Consider the following 332-nt stretch of genomic DNA (forward strand, 5'->3'; position numbering starts at 1 on the left):
GCCGCGCGCGAAGACTGCAGCCGCACAGGAAAACTCCCGTGCGGCTGCAGTTCTTGCGCGCGGCTGTCGAGGGTTCGGCCCGCAGATGTGCTGAGAGTGCTTCCGTCGCTGAGTCGGGCGGACGACGATGGGAGCACGCGGCGAAGGGAGCGAGATGAACTCCGAGGAACACGGCCGGCCCGGCGACGGCACGGCCGGCGACCTAGCCGAGGGCCCAGCCGGGGACCCAGGCGAGGAACCAGCCGAGGAGCGCGATGAGACCGAGGCGCAGCGGATCGACCGCAACTGGATCGAGCTGCTGCAGGAGCTGCGCATCGTGCAGACCGGCGGGA

1 protein-coding gene is annotated in these 332 nt (G+C 70.5%); it reads left to right on the forward strand.

Annotated features, from left to right (window positions below):
* Positions 1-154: 154 nt before the first annotated feature.
* A partial coding sequence (locus G6026_RS17665; protein ID WP_241728132.1) for a DUF6328 family protein occupies positions 155-332 on the forward strand: 178 nt, incomplete at its 3' end.

This window comes from Dietzia sp. DQ11-38-2, assembly GCF_014145055.1.
GTDB lineage: Bacteria > Actinomycetota > Actinomycetes > Mycobacteriales > Mycobacteriaceae > Dietzia.